We start from the raw sequence: 21,731 nt of genomic DNA on the forward strand, positions 1-21,731 counted from the left end.
TTACGCCGAGTCGAGGTCGTAGAGCGTGCCGTACTTCTCGGTGACGTAGTCGAGGAAGTAGTCGGCCGTGAAGTCCTCGCCCGTCGCCTGCTTCACGAGTTCGTTGGTCTCGTAGCGCTGGCCGTGACGGTGGATGTTCTCGGTCAGCCACTCGTGGAGTGCGTCGAAGTCACCCTCGCGAATCTGTCCGTCGAGGTCACCGACGTCGTCCTCGGCGGCGGCGTAGAGTTGCGCGGCCATCACGCTGCCGAGCGAGTACGTCGGGAAGTAGCCGAAGTTACCGTAGCTCCAGTGGATGTCCTGCAGACAGCCTTCGGTGTCCGTCTCCGGCCGGATACCGAGATACTCCTCGTACTTGTCGTTCCACGTCTCGGGGACGTCGGCGACGTCGAGGTCACCCGAGATGAGTTCGCGCTCGATTTCGAAGCGGATGACGATGTGGAGGTGGTAGGTCAGTTCGTCGGCTTCGACGCGGATGAAGTTGTCCTCGTAGACCTGATTGGCGGCCTCGTAGGCTTGCTGCGCCGAGACGCCCTCGGTCTCCGGGAAGTGGTCGGTGAAGGTCGGGAGAAAGAGGTCCCAGAAGGCCTTCGAGCGGCCGACGTGGTTCTCCCAGAGACGCGACTGCGACTCGTGGACCGAGAGGTCCCGCGACTGGCCGAGCGGCGTGCCGTACTGCTCGTCCGGCAGACCGAGCGTGTACGTCGCGTGGCCGAACTCGTGAACCGTCGAGAAGAGCGCACCGAGCGGGTCGGACTCGTCGAAGCGAGTCGTCACGCGAGCGTCGAACATCGTCCCCGTCGAGAACGGATGCGGCGCGACGTCGAGGCGGCCGCGTTCCCACGGGTAGCCGAGCACGTCGAGGGCGTCGCGGACGAGTTCGTCCTGCTCGTCTTCGGGGAAGGTCCCCTCGAAGGCGTCGACGGCGAGGTCCACGTCGCTCTCGCGAATCTCGTCGATCATCGGGACGAGCGTCGCTTTCACTTCGTCGAGAATCTCCTCGGCCTGTGAGAGCGAGAGACACGGTTCGAAGTCCTCGAACAGCACCTCGTAGGGATCTCGGTCGGGGTCGATGTGCTCGGCGTACTGCTTCTTCAACTCGACTAACTTCTCCAGTGTAGGTGCGAACTTCGAGAAGTCGTCTTCGGCCTTCGCCTCTTTCCACGCCGGGAGCGCCTCGGAGGAGGTCGACGAAATCTCTTCGACGAGGTCGGTCGGGACGCGAACTTCGCGTTCGTACCCCCGGCGAACCTCGCGGACGACGGCGGCTTGTTCGTCGTCGAGGTCGGTCGCTTCGAGTTCGTCGAGCAGGTCACCGATGTCGTCGTCGACGAGCAAGTCGTGGGAGATTGCCGAGAGGGCAGAGAGCTGTTTCGAACGAGCGGGCGTCCCCTCGTCGGGCATCATCACCTGCTGGTCCCAGCCGAGGACGCCAGCGGCGTTCTGGACGTTCGAGATGCGCTGAATCTTCTCCAGAAGGTCGTGATAGGCGTCGGGCGCTTCGGTGGCGGGGGTCTCTGTCGACATACTATCACGGTCGACCCCTCGTATTATCAAGGCGGTGTTTTCGGTTATCGGGACGGCGACGGGCCGTTCGACTACGTCTCTCGGCGGTCACGCCACACGGCTTCGGCGTCGCGTGCAGCCGCTTCGTGGTCTTTGTGCCACACGGGAACCTCGTCGAGATGCCAGTACTGTACGTCGGTCGTCTCGTGAGAGGTGGTGAGTTCGCCACCTCGTCGTTCACAGAGATAGCGCACGCTGACCAGCGAGTGCGGGCCGAGATGACCCGGTGGACGATGGTACACGTCGACGAGTTCGACGGACTCGACGTCGAGTCCTGTCTCCTCTCGCGTCTCTCGCACTGCAGTCTCGGCGGGTGACTCGTTCGGTTCGACGTAGCCGCAAGGGAGTCCCCACGTTCCGTCGTCGGCACGCTCGACGAGGAGAACTCGCCCCGCGTCGTCGAAGACGGCCGCCCCGCCGCCGACTTTCGCCGTCGCGTGCCCGACGTCGGCGGCGAGTCGCTCGCGGACCGACTCGGTCGGGAGGTCTAGCAGGTCGCCGTAGCCCTCGCTCGTGAGCGTTAGCAGTCGGTCGTACCGTTCCCGGTCGTAGGGATTCTCCGCGTATTCGAGGCCGTTCTGCGCGATGACACGGAGTTCGTCGAGGAACGCGAGCGCACTCGGTTGTGGGTCGTCACTCATCGGTCGTCTCGACACCGACTCGCTCTGCCGCGTTCAGATAGAGCCGGTAACACCGGTCGAGCACGTCGAGACTGACGCTCTCGGTCTTCGTATGGGCCTCACCGGTCTCGGACGCGCCCGCGACGACGCAGGTCGTGCCGGCCTGTGTGAGCCATCCGGCGTCCGTCGCGTGCGGCTTCGTCGTCAGTTTCGGGTCGCCGTCCTGTGCGTCGCGGGCGGCGGCCAAGACGATGTCCGCGAATGCCTCGTCGTCGCACTCCATCGGCGGCAGGTCCTGGTCGACGGTCCACTGGACGCCGTCGACGTCTTCGACGGCTTCCAACTCGACGCGCACGCCAGGGACGGTTCGCTCGTCGACGGTCACTTCACACCGGTCGGGGACGACGTTCCACGCCGACCCACCGTCGATGCCGGTGACGGCGACGCTCCCGCTGAGTCGTTCGCCGAGCACCTCGGCTTCGGGAAACGGCATCTCGCGGACGAGGTCGACCGCGTCGCAAGCGCGGTAGACGGCGTTCTCACCCGACTCCGGGACGCTCGCATGGGCGGCCTCGCCGTGAGCGACGATGGTACTCCCGCGGCGGCCTTTGTGCGCGACGACGACGTCCGTCACGTCGTCACCCGTGTAGTTCGTCGACCCCTCGCCGACGAGCGCGTAGTCCGGGGCGAACCCGTCGTCGATGGCCGCACGAGCGCCGACGCCACCGATCTCTTCGCCGACGAAACTGGCGAAGGCGAGTTCACAGGACGGGTCGGCGTCGCGGAAGGCGCACATCGCGGCCGCGACAGAGCCTTTCATGTCTGCCGTCCCGCGGCCGTAGAGTCGCCCGTCGCGTTCTTCGACGACGTACGACCCGTCGTCGTCGACCTGCCGGTCTGCCGGGGGGACGACGTCGTGGTGGCCGACGAGTGCGAGCGAGACGTCGCCGTCGCCACGGCGAGCAATGACGTTCCCCGTCTCGTCTCGGTGGACCGTCGCGTCGGTCTCTCGGCGAAGCCACGACTCGATTGCGTCGCCGGCGGCGCGTTCGTCTTCGTGGCTAGGAATCGAAACGAGTTCGCGGGTTAGCTCGGCGACGTCGGACATGGTCGAACGCTCGCTCCGGTCGCTCTTAACCGTCCGGGATGGGGTCGTCTCCCGATTTAGCAGATATCCTTATCACAGTTCGTGGCAAAGTGTTCACGTGACTCCGGGCAGAGATAAACACGCACAGGACGAGTTGTCCGCGGAACTGCTCGAACAGGTGCTCGAGACGAGTCCGATCAACATCGTCGTCGTCGACCCCGCTGGAACCATCACGTTGGTGAACGGACGAACAGCCTCCTCTTTCGAGGACGAGACGAGCATGGTCATCGGAGAGAGCGTCTTCGCGCCGAAGTGGGAACTGACGGACCCGAACGGCGAACCGATAGCGCCGGAGGACCACCCCGTCTCGAGAGCACTCAACGGAGAGGAGACCTACGGGATGCGACTCGCCGTGACACTTCCGAGCGGCGAACGCCCCGTCGTCCGTACCAACGCCGCCCCGATTTACGACGAAGCGGGCAACGTCGTCTACGCCGTCGCCACGCTCGAAGACATCACCGAGATGAACCGGCGACAGCGCGAACTCGCCGCGAAGAACCGGCAACTGGAGTCGCTCGCGAGCGTACTCTCACACGACCTGCGGAACCCACTCGCTATCGCGCGCGGCTACACAGACTTGGCACAGGAGACGGGTGACCTCTCGTTGCTCGAAAAAGTCGACGCCGCTCACGACCGGATGGAGGAACTCGTCGACAGCCTCCTGTTGCTCGCTCGACGCGGCCACGCAATCGGCCCGAAAGAACCGGTCGCACTCGTCACCTCGGCGTACGCCGCGTGGGAGTCGGTCGAGACCGAGGGAGCGTCGTTCGACGTCGGGACCGACCTCGAAACCGTCGTCGCCGACCGTATCCGCCTCCAGCAACTGTTCGAGAACCTCATTCGAAACGCCGTGGAGCACGGCACTACGAGCACTCGGACGGGGAGAGAGGAACTCGCCGACACCGTAGACCACGGCGACGACGAAGCGTCGGTCACTATCACCGTCCGACCGCTCACGGCGACCGAGGGGTTCTCCGTCGAAGACGACGGCCCCGGCATCCCAGAACTCACTACCCCACGCGAACTCGCCGAGTACATCGACCAGTCGGACGACACGAAGGGACTCGGGTTGAAAATCGTCCACGCTATCGCCGACGCACACGGGTGGACGACAACCATCGGTCCCGGTACGGACGGCGGTCTGCGCTTCGAGTTCGACGTCAGCGAGGCCCCGGACGAGGACTGACTCGTCAACGCCAGTATACACCCTTATCAACGCGCCGACCCAACCGGGAGACATGAATATTGTGCCGGACACGAGCGCGGTCATCGACGGCCGTGTGTCCGAGCGAGTCGACGACGGCACCTACGAGGGCGCGACGATTCTCGTCCCCGAGGCGGTCGTCGGCGAACTCGAATCACAGGCCAACGCCGGCCGCGACAGCGGATGGGACGGCCTCGAAGAGTTGCAACGACTGACGAACCACGCCGACGACGGGACGATTACGGTCGACTACATCGGCCGTCGGCCGAGCAGTGGCGAACAGGACGCCGCCCACGAGGGCGACATCGACGCGCTCATCCGTGACCTCGCGGACGACCACGACGCTACACTCCTGACGAGCGACGGCGTGCAGGCGGAAGTCGCGAAGGCGAAGGGACTCGCCGTCGAGTACGTCGAACCCCGCGGTCGAGGGAAAGAGCATCTCGTCATCGAGGAGTTCTTCGACGACCAGACGATGAGCGTCCACCTGAAGGTGGGAACGAAACCGAAGGCCAAACGCGGCGAGTTGGCCGACATGCACTACGAGGCCATCCGAGAAGAAGTCTCGACGGAAGCGGACCTGAAAGAGTGGGCGCACGACATCGAAGAGAGCGCCCGCTCCAGCCCCGAAGGGTTCGTCGAGTTGCAGGAACCGGGGATGACCATCGTCCAGTTCCACGACTTTCGGATTGCTGTTGCCCGCCCGCCGTTCGCCGACGCACTGGAAATCACCGCCGTCCGGCCTATCGCCAAGACGGAGATGGAGGACTACGAGTTCGCCGACGAACTCAAATCTCGTCTCTCCGAGCGCCAGCGTGGCGTGCTCATCTCCGGCGCGCCGGGTGCCGGGAAGTCGACGTTCGCCCAAGCGGTGGCGGAGTTCCTCAACGACAGCGACTACGCGGTCAAGACGATGGAGAAACCGCGGGACCTGCAGGTCGGCCCCGAGATTACGCAGTACACCGCGCTCGGCGGGGAGATGGAGAAGACGGCCGACTCCCTCCTGCTCGTCCGTCCCGACTACACCATCTACGACGAGGTTCGCAAGACCAACGACTTCAGCGTCTTCGCCGACATGCGACTGGCCGGCGTCGGGATGGTCGGTGTCGTCCACGCGACGCGCGCCATCGACGCCCTCCAGCGTCTCGTCGGCCGCGTCGAACTCGGGATGATTCCGCAAGTCGTCGACACCGTCGTCTACATCGAGGCCGGAGAGGTCCATACGGTCTACGACGTGACGACCGAGGTGAAGGTTCCTGCAGGCATGACCGCCGAGGACCTCGCCCGCCCGGTCATCCAGGTGCGCGACTTCGAGACGAAGAAACCCGCCTACGAGATTTACACCTTCAACCGACAGGTCGTCACCGTCCCGCTCGACGGAGACGGCGAGGGTGGCCAAGACGAGTCCAGCGTCGGGCGCATCGCCCGCCAGGAGATAGAGCGCGAGATTCGCTCTATCGCCCGCGGCCACGTCGACGTCGAGCTACAGGGTCAAAACAAGGCCGTCGTCTACGTCGACGAAGACGACATCTCCTACGTCATCGGCAAAGGTGGCGGGCGCATCACCGACGTCGAACAGCGTCTCGGCATCGACATCGACGTCCGCACCCACGAGGAGAACCCGAAGATGGGCGACAGCGCCGGCAGCAGTTCGGGGTCAGTCAGCGGTGCGGGCAGTGCGAGCGGCAACGGACAGATGAGTGACGGAACCGTCGTGACGCCCGAGATAACCTCGCGGCACGTCGTCGTTCGGATGGACGAACACGTCGGCGAGACGGTCGAAGTCCGCGCCGACGGCGAATACCTGTTCACGGCGACGGTCGGCCGCGGCGGCGACATCCAAGTCTCGCGCGGCAGCGCCATCGCCGACGAACTCGAAGACGCCATCGACCGCAAGAAACAGATTACGGTCGTCACGGCCTAACCGACAGCCGACGACTTTTCTCCTGCTTTTTACTGCCGTCCAGAGACGTCGACGAACGCGCCGTCTTCGAGTTTCGGCACCACCGTCCGCTCGCTGAAGGCGGTGATGTACTCGGTCAGGTCGCTCCGTCGCGTCGGATGCGCGTCGGTGAAGTACGCTTCACCCTTCGCCGTCGGAAGATGCTGGCGGAAGATTTCGCGCTCGACGTCCGTCGGCGGGTGGCCCGCGAGGTGGCGGCCGATGAGCGTCGCACCGATGTGGTCCTCGGTGGCGACGTCGCCTTTCGACCCCGCACTCACCAGGTACGTCGGTCTGTCGTCGTCGCGGCCACGGAGATGGTCGGCGAGTGCGCGTGCGTTCGTCGTCGACCCGATGAAGAGGTCCACGTCGTCGGGGTTCGATTCGAGGAGTGCGTTCACCGCCCTGCCGCCGTTGCTCGACGTCATGTAGGCGGGGCGGTCCGTCACGTCGAGGTTCTGGATGTAACTCGGCGAGTTGAAGAAGTCGTAGTCGCCCGCGGCGGTGAACTCCTCGGTCCGCTCGCCGCCCGCGACGACCTGCGGGTTCTCGGCTTTGTGTTCGAGCGTCTGTGGCTTCTCGTCGACGACGTGCAGCGACGTCGCTCCGTGCTCGAACAGTTCGACGACGGTGGTCGAGAAGAAGATGACGTCGATGACGACGTAGTCGCCGGGAGCGGGGTTCTCGGGGATTTCTTCGCAGCGTTCGATGACTCGCGACGCGAGCGTTTCCATCGGTTCACCATACGGTATCACGGACTTAACGCTTTCTGCCGCCCGAATTCGACCGAGAGACGATACGTCGAGATGACACGTAGGGCACTTCGACTCTCGGTCTCGACGACGTGACTGGACGGAAACGGCTCCCGTCGAGCGGTGTCGAGTTGAGTGGCACGTACCACGCACCGAAATCATCACTCTTCTGCCACCAATTCGTGTGCCAGAGAGTCGTCGCGAGTGTGTAGAGCGTGCCGTGTCCGCGGGTGAACAGCCGCCACGTATCTATGCTCGGCGCACCAATAGAGGTGGACAATCAATGAAAGTCATTCTCGACGACGGCATGACCATCGACTGCGGCGGGTACAAGGCACTCGACAGCGGCATCGTCCTCACAGAAGACAAAAAGCGAAAACACGTCATCGGCTTCGTCCCTCACGACGAGGTTCGGTTCATCCTCCCCGACGACGTACTGGCCGAGCGTGAACACGACGACGGAACGACAGAGTTCGTGTACGTCCCCGACGACGAACGCCAGCGACGCATCGAGGAACTCGAAACCGAAGTCGCGAGGCTGGAAGCCGACGTGGCGAACGACGAGGCGACGATTGCGGACCTAGAGGCGCAGATGGCCGAGATAGAGGCTGAGCGGGCCGCCGAGACGGAACCGGAAGACCTCACCGTCATCGACGGTATCGGCCCGAAGTACGCCGAGCGACTCGAAGCGGCGGGTATCACGACGTTCCGGGCGCTCCGCGAGGCGGCAGTCGAAGACGTCGTCGAGGCGACGGGCGTCTCCGACGAGCGTGCCGAGCGGTGGATCACCGCGACGAAGCGAGGCGAGACGTCGTCCGAGGGGGACGAAGAAGCGGCGGCGGAAGGTGGGAAAGCAGAGTCCGAGGAGTCGACGGACTCGACAGAGTCGACGGACGCAGCGAAGTCGACAGAGTCCGCGAGCGCCGAAGCGACCGACTGAATCGGCTCTGTCTCACGGTGGCTCAGCGTTCGACACGCAAGCGAGGCGGGGCCGTCCGGAGACAGTCGACGATGGAGTCGGTGACGGCGTCGGCCAACTCGGCGTCACGGAAACTCATCGTCGGGTTGACGTCGACGGCGTAGTTCGTCCCGTCGGCGACGATTACGTCGACGCCGAGCGCTCGTGCGCCGGTGAGTGCGAGCAGGTGTTCGAGTTTCGGGAGGACGTCGGGGTCCGGGTCGACGAGGCCGAGACACTCTTTCTCGCCGTACAGTTTCGAGCGGGCCAAGACACAGCGGACGTGCTGTGTGAGGCCGTCGTCGACGATGTAGTACTTGAAGTCGAACGGTTCGGCGTCGAGGAGCGGTTCGTAGAAGTCGCCTTCGCCCCCGATGGTGGGGACAGCCTGGGTGTGCCAGTCGAACGCTTCCTTCGCGACGTAGGGGCCGTCTGGTGGCGTGAGAGAGACCGGAGGGACCCGGAACCCCGCTACTTCGAGCGCCTTCTTCGCGACGAGTCGAGCGTTGAGCAGGAACACTGTCGTCCCGTTCCACGTGGGAATCCCGTGCGTCTCGGCGTACTGGAGCGCACGAAACGAGGCGGGTTCGGTCTTCTTGTTGACCAAGAGCGCGAGTGGGTCGAGGTCGACGGGGTACAGTTCGACGCCCGGCTGAAAGAACGCCACCTCGTACCCCTGTGACCGAAGTTGGTCGGCGACGGGGCCGAACGTCTGGTGGTTCTCGTTGCAGATGATGCCCACCAGTTCCGTGTGGTCGGAGACCGGCGAGCCACAGACTGTCACGGTCGTCATCGGACGAAAGATGGTGCGTCGAGAGAATAACTATTTTTTCGGACGAGACCGACTGTCACACCGTTCGTCCAGTCGGACGACTCGGTAGGCGAGTCGAAGAGAATTGAGAGAATAGTGTCGACTGCCGGTCACCGAAGCGCCCACCGGAGTGGGTCGCGTGTGACGCAGCACAGCCGTAGTGGAAAGTCAGTGCCCGGAGTGGTTCGTTACTCTGCGCAGCAGGCTTCTTTGCCGCCGTCGGCTTGGGCCTTCAGTTCGTTGAGTTGATAGAGGTTTTGACGGGCGTCGGCGAAGTATACGTCTTCGTCGACCATCCCGATTCCTTCCAATCGTTCGAGCGCGTATCGGACCGTTCGAGCCGACAACATCGACTCCTGAACGATGCCCTTCTGGGTGAGTGGACCGTTGTATTCGAGCACCTTGAACACCAGTTTCGCGCTCGGTGGGAGATCGTCGAGATTCTCCTCTTCAGTTCCAGCCATCATTACGATTCGAAACGCGCCAGCGGCATAAAGGTTGATGGCCGAGATTCGTCAGTATTCTCGAAATATTCGGGGTATAGACGCTGAGAACGGAAGAGCCGTCGCTGGCGAGTGGGGGCAATCGTGCACACCTGCATCCGATGTTAGGGACGAACTCATATCAGCGTGGTGGGTGTCGACGCAGAGAGCAAACGAACACCTTTTCATTCCTGATACCGCACCTTCGAGCATGGCTACGGAAACGGCAACCGGCTTCTCCGACCACATGCGGGGGGTGACCGTCACGACGCTCGCCTGTCTGGCTGGCGTCGCCGCGGCAGTTACCTCCGGCTTCGTCGTCGGAACGACCGCCGAGGCCGCCCAACAGACCCTCTCGCTGGGTATCCTCGGGGCGTTCATCCTCGGGCAACTCCCCATCTTGCGGGTCGTCGGTATCGACGTCGAGGGGTTCGGCGTGAAGGACTACCTGTACGTCGCCTTCATGACGTTCACCCTCTGGTTCATCTCCTACGGCATCATGCTGACCGCAGAGGTCACGTTCTGAGATGGCCGACGACAGCATCGCCGTCGTCGACCTCGACCGGTGTTCTCCCGACCGCTGTAACTACGAGTGTTCGAACTTCTGCCCACCGAACCGGACGGGCAAGGAGTGCATCACGCTCCGCGGCGAGGACACAGAAGAGGGCGACCCGAACCAGATTCGAATCAGCGAAGAGATATGTCTCGGCGAGACCTGCGGTATCTGCGTCGAGAAATGTCCCTTCGACGCGATCGAGATCATCAACCTCCCCTCGGAGTTGACGGAGGAACCCGTCCACCGCTACGGCGAGAACGCCTTCGCCCTCTACGGACTTCCAGTTCCGGAACCGGGCAAGGTGACGGGGATTCTCGGCCCGAACGGTATCGGGAAGTCGACGGCGGTTCGCTCGCTCGCTCGCGAGATTACGCCGAACCTCGGCGACTACTCGCAGGAACCCGACTGGGACGCCGTCCTCGACCGGTATCGAGGGACGGAGCTCCAGAACTACATCGAACGCCTGCTCGACGGCGAGATGACGGTGGCGAAGAAGCCACAGTACGTCGACCAGATTCCCAAGCAGTTCGACGGCAACACCCGGGACCTGCTCGAACGCACCGACGAGCGAGGCAAACTCGACTACCTCGTCGACGAACTCTCCATCCGGCCAGTGATGGACCAGGACATCGACTCCATCTCCGGCGGGGAACTCCAGCGCGTCGCCCTCGCGGCCACGCTCGCCCGCGACGCCGACTTCTACTTCCTCGACGAGATTACGCCCTACCTCGACATCGGCCAGCGCGTGAAGGCCGCACGCCTGATTCAGGAGTTGGCCGAGGACGAGGAGGCCGACCGGTCGATGCTCGTCGTCGAGCACGACCTGGCAATCCTCGACCTGCTCGCGGACACGCTCCACGTCGCCTACGGTGAACCCGGGGCGTTCGGTGTCGTCACCGACCCCAAGTCGGTCCGCAACGGTATCAACGAGTACCTCAAGGGCTACCTCTCGAACGAGAACATGCGGATTCGCCCCAACGCCATCACGTTCGAGGAGCACGCGCCGCGCGAGACGACGAAGGGCGACGTGCTCGTCGACTACCCGGACCTCGCACACTCGTACGGCGAGGGCGAGTTCTCCCTCGAAGTCGAAGGCGGGTCGATTCACAAGAGCGAGGTGCTCGGCATCGTCGGTCCGAACGGTATCGGGAAGTCGACGCTCGCGCAGTTGTTCACGGGCGACCTCGAACCCGACGAGGGTGACCTTGACTTCCGACTCGACATCTCGTACAAGCCACAGTACATCGAAATCGACCAGCCGATGCGCGTCGACACGTTCCTCTCCTCTATCACCGACGACTTCGGCTCTTCCTACTGGAACACCGAAGTCGCCCAACCGCTCCAGTTGAAGCGCATCATGGAGCAGCAACTCACCGACCTCTCCGGCGGTGAGCGCCAGCGTGTCGCCATCGCGGCCTGTCTGTCGAAGGACGCCGACCTCTACCTGCTGGACGAACCGTCGGCACACCTCGACGTCGAACAGCGGGTGCAGGCGACGACGGCCATCCGCCGCTACGCCGAGAACCACGACGCGACGGTGATGGTCATCGACCACGACATCTACATGATCGACCTGCTCGCGGACCGCCTGATGGTGTTCGACGGCGAACCCGCCCAGCACGGTCACGCCTCGATGCCCCAAGAGATGCGCGCCGGGATGAACGACTTCCTCGCGGACCTCGACATCACGTTCCGCCGCGACGAGCGGACGGGACGCCCTCGCATCAACAAACCCGGTTCGCAGTTGGACCGCCAACAGAAGAAACAGGGCGAGTACTACTACGCGCCGTAACCCGACCGACAGAAGTCGGTCGGTGCTGGCCAATCGACTTTTGCTCTCGTCGCGTGGACTCTCGAATGGAGAGTCTCTATGTCTACCGAACGCAACAGTGGTATCCTCGATTCGCTGAAGCAGTGGTGTTTTCTGACCGGCAGTCGGTCCGCGCTCGCCGCGCTCGTCCTGCTCGGCGTCCTCTGTGTGACGGCGGTTCTCGTCGACACCGGCGTGATGTACGTCGGGTCGGGCAGCGCGCTCCGCGGACTCCTCTCGAGTGGGATGTTCTCGGGGCTGCTCACGCTTCTCACGGTCAGTCTGTCTATCAACCAACTCATCCTCTCTCGCATCTTCGGGTCGCCTTCGGGACTCACAGACCGCCTCGAAGGAAACCTCGACTTTCGCCGTAACATCGAAGAGATTGCGGACGTGCCGACGAGTCCGAACGACCCCGCGTCGTTCCTCGGGATGGTCGCGGGGGAACTCGAATCCCGCGCTGCCGAACTGGAGCGGACCGTCGCGAGGTCGAACCCCGACCTGCACGGCGAGTTCGAGTCGTCTGCGACGGACCTCGTCGACTACGCGGAACATCTCGGAGCAGTCAAAGAGGGCGACGACCCGTTCGAACTGCTCGACCTCATGCTCGGTTCCGAGTACGCAGAGCACATCGACACCGTCCGCGAACTGCGCGCGAAGTACGGAGAGCAACTCTCCGAGGAGGCGTGCGACCACCTCGACGCGATACTCGAACTGCTGAAAGCGGTCTCGGTGATTCGGCAGTTCTTCAAGACGCTCGCCATCCAGCAGGACCTCGCGACACTGTCTCGGCGACTCATCTACACCGGCGTCGTCGCACTCTTCACCGCCTACGTGTCGACCGCCGTGTACACGAGTTCGTCGACGCTCCCGACGACGATTTCGGCCGCACACATGCCCGTCGTCGTCACCGTCGTGACACCCATCCTGTTCACTCCCGTCGTCGTCCTCGTCGTCTACCTCCTCCGCGTGGCGACTATCGCCCTCTACACCACCTCCGTCGGCCCGTTCGTCCCCCCGGTCGAACAGGTCAAACGGGCGTGAGGGAGCGGCGGAGAACGCAAACAGCGATGCTCACAGCACGCGTCTCTCTAGGGATGCGTGCAGGACGCCGAGGTGGACGAACGGGTGAGACAGTAGAGAACGAACTCGGGATGGTCGTCGGCATCGAACTCGACGACGTGACCCTCGACGGGGCACTCGTCGTCCCCGAGGATGCGACCGGAATCGTGGTCTTCAGCCACGGCAGCGGGAGTAGTCGGCACAGCCCACGCAACGCCTTCGTCGCGCAAGTCGCCAGACAGCACGGACTCGCGACACTGTTGTTTGACCTCCTGACCGAAGCAGAAGACGAGAGCGACGAGGGGCGGTTCGACGTCGACCGCTTGACCCGCCGCCTCGTCGACGTGACCGCGTGGGTCGCCGAAGGCGACGAGACGGCCGACCTCCGGGTCGGTTACTTCGGAGCCAGTACGGGCGCGGCATCCGCGCTTCGGGCGGCCGCCGAACTCGGCGACAACGTCGGGGCCGTCGTCTCCCGTGGCGGCCGGGTCGACCTCGCCAGCGACGTCCTCGCCGACGTGACCGCGCCGACACTGTTTCTCGTCGGCGAACGCGACACGGACGTGCTCGCGCGCAACGAAGCGTCGTTCTCGAAACTTACCTGTACCAAAGAGTTGGAAGTCGTGCCGGGAGCGGGCCACCTGTTCGAGGAAGCGGGAACGCTCGACGCCGTCGCTGAACACGCCGCCGCGTGGTTCGAGGAGTATCTGACGGAGCGCTGAGGTCGAGCGACTCAACGTACGACGGTCACGGGGACCGACGAGCGCTCGACGAGTCGCTTCGCGACGCTCCCGAGGAGTCCTTCGTAGCGCTTCGAGTAGCCACGGTGGCCGACGAAGACGCCGTCGAACGCGACCCGTTCGAGGTACGTCGGGATGACGTCCATCGGGTCGCCGTAGAGCAGTTCAGTCTCGACGTCCGTGTCGGTGTCGGTGGCCGAGACGTGGTCGGCGGCAGTGTCGAGGACGCGTTGGCCGCGGTCTTCGGCGTCGGCGACTGCTTCGATGACGAGCCGTCGTTCGGCCTCGCCGAAACTCGTGATGGGCGCGTCACCGCCCTCGGAGTACACCGTCGGTTCGACAGCGTGGACGACAGTGAGCGATGCACCGAGGCCGTCAGCGATAGTGATAGCGTAGTCGAGTGCTCGGGTGCTTTCGTTAGACCCATCGACTGCGACGAGAAATTTCACGGGGATTCACCGAGTGACCTACGCTCGCTGTGGCGATAGCTGTTCGTACAGAGAAGTCAGCCAAGCCGAGAAAGAGACCGCAGATGACGGGTCACTCAGTAGCCGCGGAGGTGGGTTCGAGTGGCGTCGTCGGGGTGTTTCTTACTCTGTGCGTAGGTCTTCCGGTCACGAATCTGTCGGTCGAGGACGTCACGCGCCTCGTGAAGCGCGTGGCGAGCGCCGTAGCCTTCACCGGTCGCGGTGAGCAGGCCCTTGTCGGTGAACAGGCGCATCCTGGCGAGGACGAGCGGCGTCCCGCGTAGTTTCTCGTCGTGTTCCTGCAGGTGGATGGTCGCATCGAGGAGCGTCAGGTCGCTGTCTTTGCTGACGAGTTCGTCGACGAGTGCGGCGACCGCTTCGTACGAGGTGTGTTCGAGGAGGCCGATACCGACCACCTGCACGCCGCGGTGGCCCTTCGGCGTCCACGTGAGCGACCGGAGCACGTCCGTCTTGGTGACGATGCCGATGGGAGCCTCGTCGTCGACGACGACGAGTGACGAACAGCCGACGTCGAGCATGCGTTCGACGGCGGTATCGAGTCCGGCGTCGGCCGTGATACGGTCGACCGGTTCGGTCATCAGGTCGCGAACGGGTAGGTCGAGCATCCGGTCGGTGTCGCCCTCGCGAGCACCGAACCCGCCGTGCTGGCGGCCGGCGGAGACGGTTCCGGTGTCGCCGCCCTTACTCTTCGAGACGCTCCGCGTGATGAACGAGACGACGTCGGCGACGCTGATGATGCCGACGAGTGCGTCGTCGTCGAGCACGGGGAGATGGGTGATGCGTCGCTCGCGGAACAGGTTCAGTGCCGTGCCGAGCGTGTCTCTCGGTGCGACGGTACAGAGGTCGGCCGTGTAGACGTCGTCGACGTCGAGTGCCGAGAGCGACTCCTGAACCGTGTCGAGCAGGTCGTTCGCGTGGACGACACCGGAGAGCGTATCGCCGGCCAGCACGGGCAGGACCATCGACTGTGACTCGACCATGAGTCGTGCGGCCTCCCGGATGTCGGTCGTCTCGCCGATGGTCGGAACGGCGTAGACGAGCGAGCCAACCTTTCCCGCTGGCTTGCGGTGTGAGCCGAGTAACTGTCGGGGAGTCACGACGCCTTCGTAGTCGCCGTCGTCGGTGATGACGACCGCTTTCAGCGTCGGGTCCTCGAACGCACCGGTCAACTTCGAGATGGGCGTCTCAGCGTCGAGGGTTCGGAACTGTCGAGAAACGAGTGGTGAGATGTTCATCGAAAACCTCCAACTGTGTGTATGGGACACACAGTCATGAAGTAGTTGGACAGTTACACGACATGACAAGACCGACTGACGCAGGTACGTCACCGCGAGTTAAGTGGAAAAACGGGAGAACGGCTATCGATAGAACCGACTACAGGTGCCGCAGAGGTTCTCTTCTTTGACGTCGACTTCGCGCACCGTCGGGGAGAAGCTCATCACGCACTTCGAGTTGTCGCAGTGTTCGAGCCCGAACGTGTGACCGATTTCGTGGACGACTTCCTTTCGGACCCTATCGGCGAACACTTCACTCTGGGGTTTCGTCGAGATACCGCCGTCAGAAGACGTCTGGAGTCGATACGTAGAGATGACCGAACCGTTGCCGTTGAGGTAGGCGAGACCGAAGACGTAGTTCCGACGACGATAGAAGAGGTCCTGTGGCGTGATTCCGATGTTCTTGTCGCCGCTGCCGACCCGACTCGCCAGCTCGATGAACTCCTCGGCCCGGTACTGGTTTCGGCCACGGTCAAACGCGCCTTCGGGAATCGACTGCTCGTCGTGGACGGTCACGTCGAGGTCGTAGACGGAGCGGAGAGCGGCCGAGGCCTCCCGCTTGACCTGTGCCGGAACGTCCCCGATAGGCACGATGTCGACAAGCATGAAAGGGGTTAAGCGACCGCCTCTCATAAATATCCCGACGTGAAAAGCGCCCCTCGTGACGCACTGGTTACCCGTCTCGAACGGTACGACACACTGGTCGAGGTAGGTGTCGGTCGTAACCCGTCCGTCGCCGCCGCCCTCGCCGCCGCCGGAAAGTCGGTGACTGCGACGGACATCTACGAGTTCGACGTCCCCGAGGGTGTCCGGTTCGTCCGCGACGACGTCGTCGCCCGTAGCGAGCAGTCTGCCCCCGGCCGTCTCTACTCTGTCGACGCTCTCTACGCGCTCAACCTGCCGGGCGAACTCCACCGACCGGTCAGAGACGTCGCCCGCGCGACCGGTGCGGCGTTCGTCTTCACCACCCTCGGCTACGAAGCGCCGACTATCCCGGTGCGACGGGAGCAGGTCGGCGACGAGACGCTCTATACCGCTGTCGACCGGCGAGACTGACGATGGCGACGGAAGGATTTTAGCACGCGCGCCTCGCACGGTTCCCATGAACGCGGACGCAGTGGTCCTCGACATCGACGGAGTGCTCGTCGACGTCGCCGACTCCTACCGACGAGCCATCGTCGAATCGGTCGACCGAGTGTACGGAAAGACCATCGCTACTGAAGACGTACAGCAGTTCAAAGACGCCGGTGGCTTCAACAACGACTGGGAACTCACCGACGCCGCTGCACTGTTCGTCCTCGCCCGGCGCGAGGGGCTTCGAACGAGCGTCGACGAGTTTACCGACGCCATCGCCGAACAGGGTGGCGGTCTGGAGGCCGCTCGGGCCGTTCTCCGGGAGATGCCCAGTATCTCACAGGCGCGAGTCCGCGACAAGTGGGACAGCGACCGACTCCGCGACGTGTTTCAGACGCTCTATCTCGGCAGCGACCTCTATCGCGAACTCGAAGGCGGCGACCCCGTGTTCGACGCTCCCGGCTACATCCACGACGAACCGGTCATCGTCGAGCCGTCGACCATCGACGACCTGACGAGCCGTTTCGACGTCGGCGTCGTCACCGGCCGTCCCGCCGCCGAGGCGGACATCGCCCTCGAACGCGTCGGACTCGACGTGCCCGACGAACACCGATTCACGATGGACGACTGGGAAGAGGGGAAACCACACCCGTACGCGCTGACGACGCTCGCAGAGCGCTTCGGTGCCGACGCCGTCACCTTCACCGGCGACACCCTCGACGACGTCAAGACTGCCGTCAACGCCGCCGAGACAGACCCCACACGGGAGTACTACGGCATCGGCGTCCTGACGGGGGGGCTCACGGGCGAGGAGGGTCGACAGAAGTACGAGTCCGTCGGCGCGGCGGCCGTCCTCGACTCCGTCAACGACCTGCCCGACCTGCTCGAATGAGTCAGTACGGGCGGTTCCTCGTGACGATGCTCGTCCTCGACGCACTCGGCTACGCGCTCGTCGTCGTGCTCGTACCCTCGAACTCCATCGCCCAGTTGGCCGCGTTGGTTCCGGTGCTCCTCGTCGCACCGCTCGTCGCGCGGCGACTCGTCTACGGCGAGTGGGTCTCGCGGCCGGACGTGAGCGACGAGGAAGAGAACGACAGCGAGGAGAGTCACTGAAGCCAGTCGGTCAGCGCTCCTCGTCCAGTGAGAGCAGTCGCGTTCGACCGCCAGGGTCGAAGAGCGTCACCTCGACACCTCGCTCTCGTGCGCGTCGTCTGAGTTCGCGGGCGAGTTCGACCGTCTCGCGTTTCTCCTCGTTCGACCGGAACCGGACTCGGACGTCGTCGTCGCGCCCCTCGACGCGAAGATGGAGCGAGAACCCGGTCGGGCGAACGAACGGGGCGAGTGCACGCAAGTCAGCATAGCGAATCCGCAGCGTCTCCGGGTCGTGCGTCGCTTCGGTCCGAGAGACGGCGTGCAGACTGAACAGGCCAAGCGACTCGGGGAGGCCGAACAGGAGGCCGTCCGCCGCGTCACCGACGAGGCGCGTGAGTCGACCGTGCCGAGATGTGGCGAGGAGGAGCGAGTCACTCGTCAAGAACGCCCGTCCGGGTCGGTATCGGCTGTCTGGTGTCGGACGGAGGAGGACGTCGTAGGTGGAGGGACCGTCCATACTCGTCTCTTAACCGGACGTGACAAAGTGGTTGGGCCGTCGGCGTCCGTCGTGTGCGCACAGTCGACAGTATTACCTCTCGGCCGTCCACACTCAGCGTATGCGAATCGCACTACTCGGCGGCACTGGCGACATCGGTGAAGGATTGGCGCTCCGGTGGGCGTTCCACACGAACCACGACGTCATCATCGGCTCTCGCGACCCCGAGAAGGCCCGGCAGAAGGCCGAGGAGTACGAGACCGAACTCGACAGTCGTGGCGTCGAGAAGAAGGTCAACGGCTTCGAGAACGCGATGGCGGCAGACCGCGCCGACGTCGTCGTCCTCTCGGTGCCGCCGTACCACGTCGCCGACACCATCGAGGCAGTCGCCGACAAACTCGACGATGGAGACGTGCTCGTCACGCCCGCCGCGGGCATCAAACGCGACGACGACGGGTTTCACTACCACCCACCGAGCGCAGGCAGTGTGACGAAACTCGCCGCCGACGCGGCACCAGACGGCGTCGGCGTCGTCGGCGCGTTCCACAACCTCGCGGCGGCCCGACTGGCTGACCTGGACGCGGAGTTGGAGATAGACACCCTCCTCGTCGCCGACGACGAAGACGCCAAAGAGACCGTTCGGATGCTGGCCGAGGGTATCGAAGGACTTCGCGCACTCGACGCGGGCGGCATCGCCAACGCGGCCGAAGTCGAGTCGGTGACACCGCTTCTCATCAACGTCGCGACGAACAACGACGGGATGCACGACTTGGGCGTCCGGTTCCAGTAAGCCAGTTACGCTTCCGACGCCGGCCGGTTCCGTATCCACGTGTAGACCGCGTAGCCGACGCCGCAGACGCCGAGGACGACGAACCCGTATCCGCTGACGAGAGGCGTCGCCGGTCCGGCGAGGTTGTGTAGTCCCCACAACGTGACGAACAGTCCGAGAACGAGACCGAACAGCCACGACTCACGGAGTCGGCGATGGGCGGAGATGGCCATCACCACGACTCCGAGGACGGCGAGGACGGACGTCACCGGCCCATAGAACTCGGCGGCGAACTGCGCCGGATGGGTCCCGTACCACAGCGCCACGAGTGCCAGAGAGACGAGCGTGAACGCGAGGCTCCGTCTGTCGAACCCCTGTCCGTTCTCGGTATTGGCGGGTACGAGCTAGCATCGACCCGCGACCATCATAACCGTACTCACGGTCACAGCCGACCAGTCCGCTCACGCACGACGGTTCGCACTCGAATCGCGACCCGTCCTCGGTCGACCGGTGCTCGACACATCTATCTCTCGCCCGCGAAACAGTCGGATATGGTCAATCGACGCCTGGCACCGTTGGCCCTCGCCCTCCTCCTCGGCCTCGTCACGTTTCTCGCATGGACCGTCGAGCGGTTCCTCTGGGAACTCGCCGACGTCCGCGTGGTCCTCGGTGTCGCCGTCGAACCCGCGAGCCGTATCGTCCTCGCCGTCGTCGCCGTCACGACACTCGGTCTCGTCGAGTGGTACGCGCTCGGTGGCCGTGGGCCGCGACCGGCCGCGACCGTGCTGGCTGGTCCGCTGCTCGGCGTCGGCGCGTTTCTCGTGCTCGCCACGGTCGTCCTCGGCCCGAGTACGGACTCGCCCACGTGGCTGCTCTACCTCGCGCTGTGTGCCGCCGGAGCGGTCGCTGGTGGCGTCGCTTACGGGCTCGGCGTCCTGGTGAGGCGGCTCAGAACGAGAACGGAAGCGGCGTGAATCAGTGCGGTCGCTCTATGCGCCGGCCTGCTTGAGCGCTGCTTCGATGTCTTCGCGCTGGGTGACACCGACGAAGCGGTCGACGACGCCGTCGTCGTTCTCGACGATGAGCGTCGGCAGCGAACGGACCTGATACTGGTTGGCGATCTCCTGTTCGTCGTCGACGTCGACCTTCTCGAAGGCGACGTCCGGGTAGTCGGCCTCGATTTCGTCGAGAATCGGGTCCTGCGTCTTACACGGGCCACACCAGTCTGCGTAGAAGTCTTTGAGTCGGACAGTCATTGTTCCCTTCTCCGGATACCCTACGAATTCGTAAAAGCGTTTCCAAGGTAGCTATCTGTGCGGTCAGGCAACGTCGGCGGGGGCGAGTCGAGCTGTGAGTCCCGGACACGTCCTCGGTGAGTCTCTCGCCGTCGGCAGTGAGTCTGATTCTCTGGAGAGTCGAAACGTTTACACCCTCAAAGAGCGCACAGAACCAATATGAGCAGTGGACAGAACAGTGGCGGCTTGATGTCGAGTGCCGGACTCGTCCGGTACTTCGACGCAGAGGACCGCAACGCGATTCGTGTCGACCCCAAGACTGTCGTCGCGTTCGGCATCCTCTTCGGTGTCGGTATTCAACTCCTGAACATCGTCGCGCTGTAGTCGGCGATACCCCCGCTTCGTCTCGATAGTCTCCTCGACAGTGTCGACGCCGTGTCGCGCCCTTTTTACCGACTCACTCCACAGAATCAGCCATGCTACGCGCAGGCGTCGTCGCCGTGCAAGGTGACGTGAGCGAACACGCCGACGCCATCGAACGGGCGGCCCGCCTCCACGGCGAGGACGTCGAAATCGTCGAGATTCGACAGTCGGGGCTCGTCCCCGACTGTGACCTCCTTCTCCTCCCGGGCGGCGAGTCGACGACCATCTCTCGACTGCTCCACAGTGAGGGTATCGCCGCGGAGATTCGCGCCCACGTCGACGCCGGTAAACCCGTCCTCGCGACGTGTGCGGGACTCATCGTCGCCTCGACGGACGCCAAAGACGCCCGGGTCGACCCGCTCGGCATCCTCGACGTGACCGTCGACCGCAACGCGTTCGGCCGACAGAAAGACAGCTTCGAGGCCCCCCTCGACGTCGACGGCTTGGCGGAACCCTTCCCCGCAGTGTTCATCCGCGCCCCGCTCATCGACGACGCAGGCGACGTAGCGGTACTCGCGCGGTGGGACGGCGACCCGGTCGCCGTTCGCGACGGACCGGTCGTCGGCACCTCGTTTCATCCGGAACTCACCGACGACGTTCGCATCCATCGACTGGCGTTCTTCGCGTCGTCGGAAGCGCCTGCCGAAGCGGAGTAAGTCGAGACTCGACGAGACGGAAACACACGCTTTTCACCCTCCGCACTCCCAGAGCGAGTATGAGCGACGAGGACATCCTCGACGAACTGTTCGACCTCATCGAGGAGCGGAAGGCGGAGTTGCCGGAGGGGTCGTACACGACGTCGCTTTTCACCCACGAGAAGGGCGAGAACGCCGTGTTGGAGAAGGTCGGAGAAGAGACGACGGAACTCATCTTGGCGGCGAAAGACGACGACACCGACGAGATGAAAGCGGAGGGGGCGGACCTCCTGTATCACTTCCTCGTTCTCCTGTCGATGAAGGACGTGACGCTCGACGAGTTGCGCGACGAACTCGGCGAGCGCTTCGGCGAGCACTGAACGACTCGAATCGTCTCGAGTCGTCTCGCAAGCATTATACAACCGGGCCAGCAAGAGGACTCTATATGCCCAGTTTCGACGCCGCCGTCAAACGGACCCTCGAGAAGCAGATCTGCATGCGCTGTAACGCACGAAACCCCCAGAAGGCCAAGCAGTGCCGTAAGTGCGGCTACAAACACCTTCGCCCGAAGTCGAAGGAACGCCGCGCCGCATAA

General features: G+C 64.0%; 28 protein-coding genes. 16 read left to right on the forward strand and 12 right to left on the reverse strand.

What is annotated here, in order from left to right; translation table 11 throughout:
• The 3 genes from BM083_RS14465 to BM083_RS14475 all read right to left on the reverse strand — a co-directional run bounded on the left by BM083_RS14465 (position 1) and on the right by BM083_RS14475 (position 3,294).
• Positions 1–1,527 (reverse strand): carboxypeptidase M32, encoded by a 1,527-nt coding sequence (locus tag BM083_RS14465; protein WP_089870188.1) that lies wholly within the window; start codon positions 1,525–1,527, stop codon positions 1–3.
• Between the two features lie 71 nt (positions 1,528–1,598).
• Positions 1,599–2,207, reverse strand: a complete 609-nt coding sequence (locus BM083_RS14470) for an NUDIX hydrolase N-terminal domain-containing protein (protein WP_089870189.1) — start codon at positions 2,205–2,207, stop codon at positions 1,599–1,601.
• Positions 2,200–3,294, reverse strand: a complete 1,095-nt coding sequence (locus BM083_RS14475; RefSeq protein WP_089870190.1) for a M20 family metallopeptidase — start codon at positions 3,292–3,294, stop codon at positions 2,200–2,202. Before BM083_RS14475 ends, BM083_RS14470 begins: the two co-directional genes overlap by 8 nt.
• A 97-nt stretch (positions 3,295–3,391) precedes the next feature.
• On the opposite strand from BM083_RS14475, the gene BM083_RS14480 reads away from it, so the two are divergent.
• Both BM083_RS14480 and BM083_RS14485 read left to right on the forward strand, forming a co-directional pair.
• Positions 3,392–4,519, forward strand: coding sequence for an ATP-binding protein (locus BM083_RS14480; RefSeq protein WP_177197651.1), 1,128 nt, complete (start codon positions 3,392–3,394; stop codon positions 4,517–4,519).
• A gap of 52 nt (positions 4,520–4,571) precedes the next feature.
• Positions 4,572–6,461, forward strand: coding sequence for a PINc/VapC family ATPase (locus tag BM083_RS14485; protein WP_089870192.1), 1,890 nt, complete (start codon positions 4,572–4,574; stop codon positions 6,459–6,461).
• Positions 6,462–6,490: 29 nt separating this feature from the next.
• Here BM083_RS14485 and BM083_RS14490 read toward each other — a convergent pair whose 3' ends face one another.
• The gene (locus tag BM083_RS14490; RefSeq protein ID WP_089870193.1) at positions 6,491–7,213 is read right to left on the reverse strand and encodes a 2-phosphosulfolactate phosphatase; all 723 of its coding nucleotides are present in this window, start codon (positions 7,211–7,213) and stop codon (positions 6,491–6,493) included.
• Positions 7,214–7,514: 301 nt separating this feature from the next.
• Here BM083_RS14490 and BM083_RS14495 point away from each other — a divergent pair, with 301 nt between their 5' ends.
• A complete protein-coding gene (locus BM083_RS14495) occupies positions 7,515–8,171 on the forward strand; it encodes a helix-hairpin-helix domain-containing protein (RefSeq protein WP_089870194.1) in 657 nt (218 codons plus the stop codon).
• Positions 8,172–8,193: 22 nt separating this feature from the next.
• On the opposite strand, the gene BM083_RS14500 is transcribed toward BM083_RS14495, so the two are convergent.
• Both BM083_RS14500 and BM083_RS14505 read right to left on the reverse strand, forming a co-directional pair.
• The gene (locus tag BM083_RS14500) at positions 8,194–8,982 is read right to left on the reverse strand and encodes a hypothetical protein (protein ID WP_177197652.1); all 789 of its coding nucleotides are present in this window, start codon (positions 8,980–8,982) and stop codon (positions 8,194–8,196) included.
• A 206-nt stretch (positions 8,983–9,188) separates the two neighbouring features.
• A complete protein-coding gene (locus BM083_RS14505) occupies positions 9,189–9,464 on the reverse strand; it encodes a MarR family transcriptional regulator (RefSeq protein ID WP_049893663.1) in 276 nt (91 codons plus the stop codon).
• Between the two features lie 229 nt (positions 9,465–9,693).
• Here BM083_RS14505 and BM083_RS14510 point away from each other — a divergent pair, with 229 nt between their 5' ends.
• The 4 genes from BM083_RS14510 to BM083_RS14525 all read left to right on the forward strand — a co-directional run bounded on the left by BM083_RS14510 (position 9,694) and on the right by BM083_RS14525 (position 13,632).
• Positions 9,694–10,008 (forward strand): EMC6-like membrane protein, encoded by a 315-nt coding sequence (locus tag BM083_RS14510; protein ID WP_049893664.1) that lies wholly within the window; start codon positions 9,694–9,696, stop codon positions 10,006–10,008.
• Position 10,009: 1 nt separating this feature from the next.
• Positions 10,010–11,830, forward strand: coding sequence for a ribosome biogenesis/translation initiation ATPase RLI (locus BM083_RS14515; RefSeq protein WP_089870195.1), 1,821 nt, complete (start codon positions 10,010–10,012; stop codon positions 11,828–11,830).
• A gap of 78 nt (positions 11,831–11,908) precedes the next feature.
• Positions 11,909–12,892, forward strand: a complete 984-nt coding sequence (locus tag BM083_RS14520; RefSeq protein ID WP_089870196.1) for a DUF7972 family membrane protein — start codon at positions 11,909–11,911, stop codon at positions 12,890–12,892.
• Between the two features lie 110 nt (positions 12,893–13,002).
• On the forward strand, positions 13,003–13,632 hold the full coding sequence (locus tag BM083_RS14525) for an alpha/beta family hydrolase (protein ID WP_089870527.1): 630 nt from the start codon (positions 13,003–13,005) through the stop codon (positions 13,630–13,632).
• An 11-nt stretch (positions 13,633–13,643) separates the two neighbouring features.
• Here the strand turns inward: BM083_RS14525 and BM083_RS14530 are convergent, their stop codons facing one another.
• The 3 genes from BM083_RS14530 to BM083_RS14540 all read right to left on the reverse strand — a co-directional run bounded on the left by BM083_RS14530 (position 13,644) and on the right by BM083_RS14540 (position 16,018).
• The gene (locus BM083_RS14530) at positions 13,644–14,099 is read right to left on the reverse strand and encodes a universal stress protein (protein WP_089870197.1); all 456 of its coding nucleotides are present in this window, start codon (positions 14,097–14,099) and stop codon (positions 13,644–13,646) included.
• 95 nt (positions 14,100–14,194) lie between these two features.
• Positions 14,195–15,373: a CBS domain-containing protein gene (locus BM083_RS14535; RefSeq protein ID WP_089870198.1), complete on the reverse strand. Its 1,179-nt coding sequence runs from the start codon at positions 15,371–15,373 to the stop codon at positions 14,195–14,197.
• Positions 15,374–15,496: 123 nt separating this feature from the next.
• Positions 15,497–16,018: an archaemetzincin family Zn-dependent metalloprotease gene (locus tag BM083_RS14540; RefSeq protein WP_009366756.1), complete on the reverse strand. Its 522-nt coding sequence runs from the start codon at positions 16,016–16,018 to the stop codon at positions 15,497–15,499.
• Positions 16,019–16,057: 39 nt separating this feature from the next.
• On the opposite strand from BM083_RS14540, the gene BM083_RS14545 reads away from it, so the two are divergent.
• The 3 genes from BM083_RS14545 to BM083_RS14555 are packed head-to-tail and all read left to right on the forward strand — an operon-like array spanning position 16,058 to position 17,599.
• On the forward strand, positions 16,058–16,468 hold the full coding sequence (locus BM083_RS14545) for a UPF0146 family protein (RefSeq protein ID WP_089870199.1): 411 nt from the start codon (positions 16,058–16,060) through the stop codon (positions 16,466–16,468).
• A gap of 46 nt (positions 16,469–16,514) precedes the next feature.
• Positions 16,515–17,378: a TIGR01548 family HAD-type hydrolase gene (locus BM083_RS14550; RefSeq protein WP_089870200.1), complete on the forward strand. Its 864-nt coding sequence runs from the start codon at positions 16,515–16,517 to the stop codon at positions 17,376–17,378.
• Positions 17,375–17,599, forward strand: coding sequence for a DUF7534 family protein (locus tag BM083_RS14555; RefSeq protein WP_009366759.1), 225 nt, complete (start codon positions 17,375–17,377; stop codon positions 17,597–17,599). Before BM083_RS14550 ends, BM083_RS14555 begins: the two co-directional genes overlap by 4 nt.
• Before the next feature lie 10 nt (positions 17,600–17,609).
• On the opposite strand, the gene BM083_RS14560 is transcribed toward BM083_RS14555, so the two are convergent.
• Positions 17,610–18,095 (reverse strand): hypothetical protein, encoded by a 486-nt coding sequence (locus tag BM083_RS14560; protein WP_089870201.1) that lies wholly within the window; start codon positions 18,093–18,095, stop codon positions 17,610–17,612.
• Between the two features lie 100 nt (positions 18,096–18,195).
• Between BM083_RS14560 and npdG the strand changes: the two genes are divergently transcribed.
• Complete coding sequence (npdG, locus tag BM083_RS14565) at positions 18,196–18,864, forward strand: NADPH-dependent F420 reductase (protein WP_089870202.1); 669 nt, start codon at positions 18,196–18,198, stop codon at positions 18,862–18,864.
• A gap of 5 nt (positions 18,865–18,869) precedes the next feature.
• Here npdG and BM083_RS14570 read toward each other — a convergent pair whose 3' ends face one another.
• The gene (locus BM083_RS14570; protein ID WP_089870203.1) at positions 18,870–19,169 is read right to left on the reverse strand and encodes a hypothetical protein; all 300 of its coding nucleotides are present in this window, start codon (positions 19,167–19,169) and stop codon (positions 18,870–18,872) included.
• Positions 19,170–19,394: 225 nt separating this feature from the next.
• Between BM083_RS14570 and BM083_RS14575 the strand changes: the two genes are divergently transcribed.
• A complete protein-coding gene (locus tag BM083_RS14575; RefSeq protein ID WP_089870204.1) occupies positions 19,395–19,817 on the forward strand; it encodes a hypothetical protein in 423 nt (140 codons plus the stop codon).
• A 15-nt stretch (positions 19,818–19,832) separates the two neighbouring features.
• Here BM083_RS14575 and BM083_RS14580 read toward each other — a convergent pair whose 3' ends face one another.
• Positions 19,833–20,099: a thioredoxin family protein gene (locus BM083_RS14580; RefSeq protein WP_009366764.1), complete on the reverse strand. Its 267-nt coding sequence runs from the start codon at positions 20,097–20,099 to the stop codon at positions 19,833–19,835.
• 198 nt (positions 20,100–20,297) lie between these two features.
• On the opposite strand from BM083_RS14580, the gene BM083_RS14585 reads away from it, so the two are divergent.
• The 4 genes from BM083_RS14585 to BM083_RS14600 all read left to right on the forward strand — a co-directional run bounded on the left by BM083_RS14585 (position 20,298) and on the right by BM083_RS14600 (position 21,731).
• Positions 20,298–20,462, forward strand: coding sequence for a preprotein translocase subunit Sec61beta (locus BM083_RS14585; protein WP_049893666.1), 165 nt, complete (start codon positions 20,298–20,300; stop codon positions 20,460–20,462).
• A gap of 92 nt (positions 20,463–20,554) precedes the next feature.
• Positions 20,555–21,157: a pyridoxal 5'-phosphate synthase glutaminase subunit PdxT gene (pdxT, locus tag BM083_RS14590; RefSeq protein ID WP_089870205.1), complete on the forward strand. Its 603-nt coding sequence runs from the start codon at positions 20,555–20,557 to the stop codon at positions 21,155–21,157.
• Between the two features lie 59 nt (positions 21,158–21,216).
• The gene (gene hisE, locus BM083_RS14595) at positions 21,217–21,516 is read left to right on the forward strand and encodes a phosphoribosyl-ATP diphosphatase (RefSeq protein WP_009366767.1); all 300 of its coding nucleotides are present in this window, start codon (positions 21,217–21,219) and stop codon (positions 21,514–21,516) included.
• A gap of 65 nt (positions 21,517–21,581) precedes the next feature.
• A complete protein-coding gene (locus BM083_RS14600) occupies positions 21,582–21,731 on the forward strand; it encodes a 50S ribosomal protein L40e (protein ID WP_009366768.1) in 150 nt (49 codons plus the stop codon).

The sequence above is a fragment of the Halogranum rubrum genome, from assembly GCF_900114455.1.
GTDB classification, from domain to species: Archaea; Halobacteriota; Halobacteria; order Halobacteriales; family Haloferacaceae; genus Halogranum; species Halogranum rubrum.

Bases quoted from the DNA above. Each gene is read 5' to 3' on its own strand.
- hisE (WP_009366767.1), top strand. From the start codon at position 21,217: ATGAGCGACGAGGACATCCTCGACGAACTGTTCGACCTCATCGAGGAG.
- BM083_RS14485 (WP_089870192.1), top strand. From the start codon at position 4,572: ATGAATATTGTGCCGGACACGAGCGCGGTCATCGACGGCCGTGTGTCC.
- npdG (WP_089870202.1), top strand. From the start codon at position 18,196: ATGCGAATCGCACTACTCGGCGGCACTGGCGACATCGGTGAAGGATTG.
- BM083_RS14555 (WP_009366759.1), top strand. From the start codon at position 17,375: ATGAGTCAGTACGGGCGGTTCCTCGTGACGATGCTCGTCCTCGACGCA.
- BM083_RS14495 (WP_089870194.1), top strand. From the start codon at position 7,515: ATGAAAGTCATTCTCGACGACGGCATGACCATCGACTGCGGCGGGTAC.
- BM083_RS14560 (WP_089870201.1), bottom strand. From the start codon at position 18,095: ATGGACGGTCCCTCCACCTACGACGTCCTCCTCCGTCCGACACCAGAC.
- BM083_RS14475 (WP_089870190.1), bottom strand. From the start codon at position 3,294: ATGTCCGACGTCGCCGAGCTAACCCGCGAACTCGTTTCGATTCCTAGC.
- BM083_RS14500 (WP_177197652.1), bottom strand. From the start codon at position 8,982: ATGACGACCGTGACAGTCTGTGGCTCGCCGGTCTCCGACCACACGGAA.
- BM083_RS14575 (WP_089870204.1), top strand. From the start codon at position 19,395: ATGGTCAATCGACGCCTGGCACCGTTGGCCCTCGCCCTCCTCCTCGGC.
- BM083_RS14520 (WP_089870196.1), top strand. From the start codon at position 11,909: ATGTCTACCGAACGCAACAGTGGTATCCTCGATTCGCTGAAGCAGTGG.
- BM083_RS14470 (WP_089870189.1), bottom strand. From the start codon at position 2,207: ATGAGTGACGACCCACAACCGAGTGCGCTCGCGTTCCTCGACGAACTC.
- BM083_RS14515 (WP_089870195.1), top strand. From the start codon at position 10,010: ATGGCCGACGACAGCATCGCCGTCGTCGACCTCGACCGGTGTTCTCCC.
- BM083_RS14550 (WP_089870200.1), top strand. From the start codon at position 16,515: ATGAACGCGGACGCAGTGGTCCTCGACATCGACGGAGTGCTCGTCGAC.
- pdxT (WP_089870205.1), top strand. From the start codon at position 20,555: ATGCTACGCGCAGGCGTCGTCGCCGTGCAAGGTGACGTGAGCGAACAC.
- BM083_RS14490 (WP_089870193.1), bottom strand. From the start codon at position 7,213: ATGGAAACGCTCGCGTCGCGAGTCATCGAACGCTGCGAAGAAATCCCC.
- BM083_RS14540 (WP_009366756.1), bottom strand. From the start codon at position 16,018: ATGCTTGTCGACATCGTGCCTATCGGGGACGTTCCGGCACAGGTCAAG.
- BM083_RS14580 (WP_009366764.1), bottom strand. From the start codon at position 20,099: ATGACTGTCCGACTCAAAGACTTCTACGCAGACTGGTGTGGCCCGTGT.
- BM083_RS14600 (WP_009366768.1), top strand. From the start codon at position 21,582: ATGCCCAGTTTCGACGCCGCCGTCAAACGGACCCTCGAGAAGCAGATC.
- BM083_RS14510 (WP_049893664.1), top strand. From the start codon at position 9,694: ATGGCTACGGAAACGGCAACCGGCTTCTCCGACCACATGCGGGGGGTG.
- BM083_RS14465 (WP_089870188.1), bottom strand. From the start codon at position 1,527: ATGTCGACAGAGACCCCCGCCACCGAAGCGCCCGACGCCTATCACGAC.
- BM083_RS14535 (WP_089870198.1), bottom strand. From the start codon at position 15,373: ATGAACATCTCACCACTCGTTTCTCGACAGTTCCGAACCCTCGACGCT.
- BM083_RS14585 (WP_049893666.1), top strand. From the start codon at position 20,298: ATGAGCAGTGGACAGAACAGTGGCGGCTTGATGTCGAGTGCCGGACTC.
- BM083_RS14505 (WP_049893663.1), bottom strand. From the start codon at position 9,464: ATGGCTGGAACTGAAGAGGAGAATCTCGACGATCTCCCACCGAGCGCG.
- BM083_RS14525 (WP_089870527.1), top strand. From the start codon at position 13,003: ATGGTCGTCGGCATCGAACTCGACGACGTGACCCTCGACGGGGCACTC.